This window comes from Acinetobacter sp. YH12117 (assembly GCF_013418865.1).
GTDB lineage: Bacteria > Pseudomonadota > Gammaproteobacteria > Pseudomonadales > Moraxellaceae > Acinetobacter > Acinetobacter indicus.
In genome coordinates, this window is sequence record NZ_VPBF01000074.1 from 1 (window position 1) to 3,981 (window position 3,981).

Consider the following 3,981-nt stretch of genomic DNA (forward strand, 5'->3'; position numbering starts at 1 on the left):
TAGGCAATTTTTCAAAATATTGTTAAGCCTTTTCTGAGCATGGTATTTTTCATGGTATTACCAATTAGCAGGAAAATAAGCCATTGAATATAAAAGATAAAAATGTCTTGTTTACAATAGAGTGGGAGTGACTGGCACTCACAGGCAATGTCTGGCACTGGCTGGCATCACAGCTGAGACTTCAATATCTCGCAGCTGAGCGATAAACTGTATAAAAACACAGTATCGCAAGGATGCGGATCATGCCCCAAGTGGCGGCCAGGATGGCCAGCCGGGACGAGAACACTGGTCGTTACCAGCGTCACCGGCCCGAGCAAACCCTGCTCTATCGGATCGTCGAAGAATACTACCCGACGTTCGCTGCCCATTTGGCGGCGCAGGGCAGGGAACTGCCCGGCTATGTGCAACGCGAGTTTGACGACTACCTCAAATGCGGCCGTCTCGAACACGGCTTTCTGCGGGTGCGTTGTGAGTCGTGTCACGCTGAGCACCTGGTTGCGTTCAGCTGCAAACGTCGGGGCTTCTGTCCTAGTTGTGGCGCACGGCGTATGGCCGAAAGCGCCGCGCTACTGGTCGATGAGGTTCTGCCCGTACAGCCCATGCGCCAATGGGTACTCAGCTTTCCCTTTCAATTGCGCTTTCTGTTCGCCAGCCGGCCGGAGGTCATGGGCCGGGTGTTGGGCATCGTTTACCGCGTCATCGCCACGCATCTGGTCAAGAAAGCGGGCTATACCCACCAAGCGGCCAAGACCGGTGCCGTCACCCTGATCCAGCGCTTCGGCAGTGCACTGAACCTCAACATTCACTTTCACATGCTGTTCCTCGATGGCGTGTACGTTGAGCGTCCCAATGGAACAGCCCGGTTCCTCTGGGTCAGGGCGCCGACCAGCGCCGAACTCACCCAACTGGCGCACACCATCGCCCATCGGGTCGGCCGCTATTTGGAGCGGCAAGGCCTACTGGAGCGGGATGCTGAAAACAGTTACCTGGCCTTGGATGCGGTGGATGAAGATGCGATGACTCCACTGCTGGGGCATTCCATCACGTATCGCATCGCCGTGGGGCCACAGGCAGGGCGCAAGGTGTTCACCCTGCAGACACTGCCCGCCTGCGACCCGGAAGATCAGTTTGGTGACATGCCCGGTAAGGTTGCCGGTTTCTCGCTACATGCCGGCGTAGCGGCCAAGGCCCATGAGCGCAGCAAACTCGAACGGCTGTGCCACTACATCAGCCGCCCGGCGGTGTCTGAGAAACGGCTGTCGCTCACGAAGAATGGCAACGTGCGCTACCAGCTTAAGACGCCGTACCGGGACGGCACCACGCATGTGATCTTTGAGCCGCTGGACTTCATCGCAAGACTGTCGGCGTTGGTGCCGAAGCCACGTGTGAACCTTACCCGGTTTCATGGGGTGTTTGCGCCCAACAGCAAGCACCGCGCCCTGGTTACACCTGCCATGAGGGGCAAGGGGAGCAAAAAGGTCAAGGTATCGGATGAGCCGCCAACACCCGCTGGGCGGCGAGCGTCGATGAAATGGGCACAGCGGCTCAAGCGTGTATTCCAAATCGACATCGAGACTTGCAGCGAATGCGGCGGTGCCATGAAGGTGATTGCCTGTATTGAAGATCCGGTAGTGATCAAGCAGATCCTCGACCATCTGAAGCAAAAAGCCGAAACCAACGAGTCCAGCCCGTTGCCCGAGAGCCGGGCACCACCGGCTGGCCTGTCGCCGGGTCTGTTTACCTGACCCGTCCCAAACGATTCCGATCACGATGCTGCGGTAATTCAGCCGCGGCAGGGATGCGTTATGCCGGCGGCTTGGGTTGGCCCCGGCTGTCGGGAAAAACGGGTGAATTTTCGGCGGGATCGATGGCTACACGGGCCGGATTCAGAATCACCCACTGGCAAAGCAGGCCGTCATTCGCGGTCTACAGTGGCTGGACTTGGAGAAAAACGGCGTTTATTCTTCCTATACTCATATGCAAATAAGTAGTAACCTTTTTCCAATTAAGTACCCTTTTATTTAATATCTTTGAGTTCTGCTTCTGTGGACTTTTTCTAATTTTGATTGTTCTTTTAAAAGTTTTTGATAAGAACCTTCTACGAGTTTTTTCTTGTCTTGGCATACAAACTGCTTATATGTATCGAACATTTTAATCCATTGAATATATGTCCAATCGGAAAAATTTAGTTCACTATCTAAATTGATAATTTTTTTCAAACGTTTTTGCTGTTCATAAGAAAAAATATTTTTTGTTTTTTGTTTAAAATTTAATCCTGGGGCAGTATACATATATGATAAAAAATCCCAATATTCTAACATTGTTGCTTTTTTTATATCACAATATTCTTTTTTATGGAAATGCACAAGAACTATAGACACGTTGGGTTTTGGTTTAAAATCTGAAGGCAAAAACTCATAAGCCAGTTTTATATCATATAACGGTTTGAACATAAGTGATTTTAATGTGTCTTTATAATATGGAGTGCCTGCGTATTTTAACATTGCTTCGTACTGCATTATAATATACATATCTTGTGGCGGGTTGATTGCTGTTAGTAATCTTGTTAAGATTTCTCCCGTCATATTAAACGGTATATTAGAAAAAACTTTATAATTGCCATCAGGAAGTTTTATGTTCATAAAATCTTGATTGATAAGTGTTAGTTTTTCACTATTCAAGTTTTGCTTTAAAAATTGATACAAAGAGGTGTCTAATTCAATTGCAATTACACTTTTACTTACTCTTAATAAATGTTCGGTTATTATGCCTTTTCCCGGACCTATTTCATATACAATGTCAGTATTATTTATATTGCTATTTTCAACAAGGCTACTAACTAATTTTTTATCGTGTAAGAAATTTTGTGAATCCCTAATATTTCTTTCCATAAATTCCCTTTAATTGCATAATCTTTAATAGTTTATATAATTAATTATAAGATGAAACGTACAGTTTGTCAACTATTGCCATTTAAATTGGACATATAGCAAGCATACAAAATAATGGTGTTTTTACATATAAAAAACTACTAATACTGGTTACAAATCTTAAACCAAATAAAAATTTGCATAAAAAAAGATGTGATGATTATTAAATTCTTCACAACTTTTATATGTTAATATTTAACCAAAACATTAGATTTTAATATGTTTAGTATTTTACTCTCATACTGGCACCGTGAAGTCTACGTCAATTCCCCAAACATTTAGAGTAAGTGCAAAAAAGCCATTTTTAAAATTTGTTTCGGACAAGTAAAAAGTTTTAGGCTCATCAATTCCCCAATAATATATATCTATATATTCTGCATAAAGAAATTTTTGAGATTCTTCATCGTATTTTATGCCTTCGACACCATATCCCTCTTGAAACCTATAATCGCCTAGTATATTGACAAATTCATGTGATAGATAAGGTATTGCATAGTTTTCATCATTGTTATCGTAGACAGCAATTAAGAGTTGGAATTCATAAGTATCATCATTAGAGTCGATTGCATTAATCGTTATCCATTGTAAACCGACACTTGTGTTGTCATATACAAAATCCTCACCTATTAAAACGGTAATAAACTCATTTGAAATTTCATTAAAATCGTAGAGATCGTAAATTAGTACCTCAAAATCTAATTTTAGACCCGAAAAATCCAAATCCATTGGCACAATTAGTAATGGATTTCTGTTGATTGAACCATATGAGGCATAGCTAACACCATAGTCAATTATGTCAGAATAATCAGTTATGTCAGAAAGATCCATATCGGCTATATTAATTATAACTTGTGAATCATGTATTACATCCCCATCTTTAGCAACTAAAAAGGTTTTTGAGGTGAAATAATCTTTTTCATCAACAACGCGAATCTCAACTTTCTAAACTCTTGAAATAAAAAGGACATAACACAATTTAGATTTCGACTAAGAAAACTACCTCATGTTATGTCCATTTACGAATTTATCATTTCTGTGTATTTATTCATAG

The 3,981-nt window shown here is 42.9% G+C and carries 3 protein-coding genes; 1 reads left to right on the top strand and 2 read right to left on the bottom strand.

Annotation, left to right across the window (positions count from 1 at the left end; genetic code table 11):
- The first annotated feature begins 242 nt into the window (after nucleotides 1-242).
- Complete coding sequence (locus FTU55_RS14615) at nucleotides 243-1,745, top strand: IS91 family transposase (RefSeq protein WP_138773302.1); 1,503 nt, start codon at nucleotides 243-245, stop codon at nucleotides 1,743-1,745.
- Nucleotides 1,746-2,021: 276 nt separating this feature from the next.
- Here the strand turns inward: FTU55_RS14615 and erm are convergent, their stop codons facing one another.
- Both erm and FTU55_RS14625 read right to left on the bottom strand, forming a co-directional pair.
- Complete coding sequence (gene erm / locus FTU55_RS14620; RefSeq protein WP_107318659.1) at nucleotides 2,022-2,891, bottom strand: 23S ribosomal RNA methyltransferase Erm; 870 nt, start codon at nucleotides 2,889-2,891, stop codon at nucleotides 2,022-2,024.
- Nucleotides 2,892-3,167: 276 nt separating this feature from the next.
- Nucleotides 3,168-3,758, bottom strand: coding sequence for a hypothetical protein (locus FTU55_RS14625; protein ID WP_180005626.1), 591 nt, complete (start codon nucleotides 3,756-3,758; stop codon nucleotides 3,168-3,170).
- Nucleotides 3,759-3,981 lie beyond the last annotated feature (223 nt).

Bases quoted from the DNA above. Each gene is read 5' to 3' on its own strand.
- FTU55_RS14615 (WP_138773302.1), top strand. From the start codon at position 243: ATGCCCCAAGTGGCGGCCAGGATGGCCAGCCGGGACGAGAACACTGGT.
- erm (WP_107318659.1), bottom strand. From the start codon at position 2,891: ATGGAAAGAAATATTAGGGATTCACAAAATTTCTTACACGATAAAAAA.
- FTU55_RS14625 (WP_180005626.1), bottom strand. From the start codon at position 3,758: ATGGATCTTTCTGACATAACTGATTATTCTGACATAATTGACTATGGT.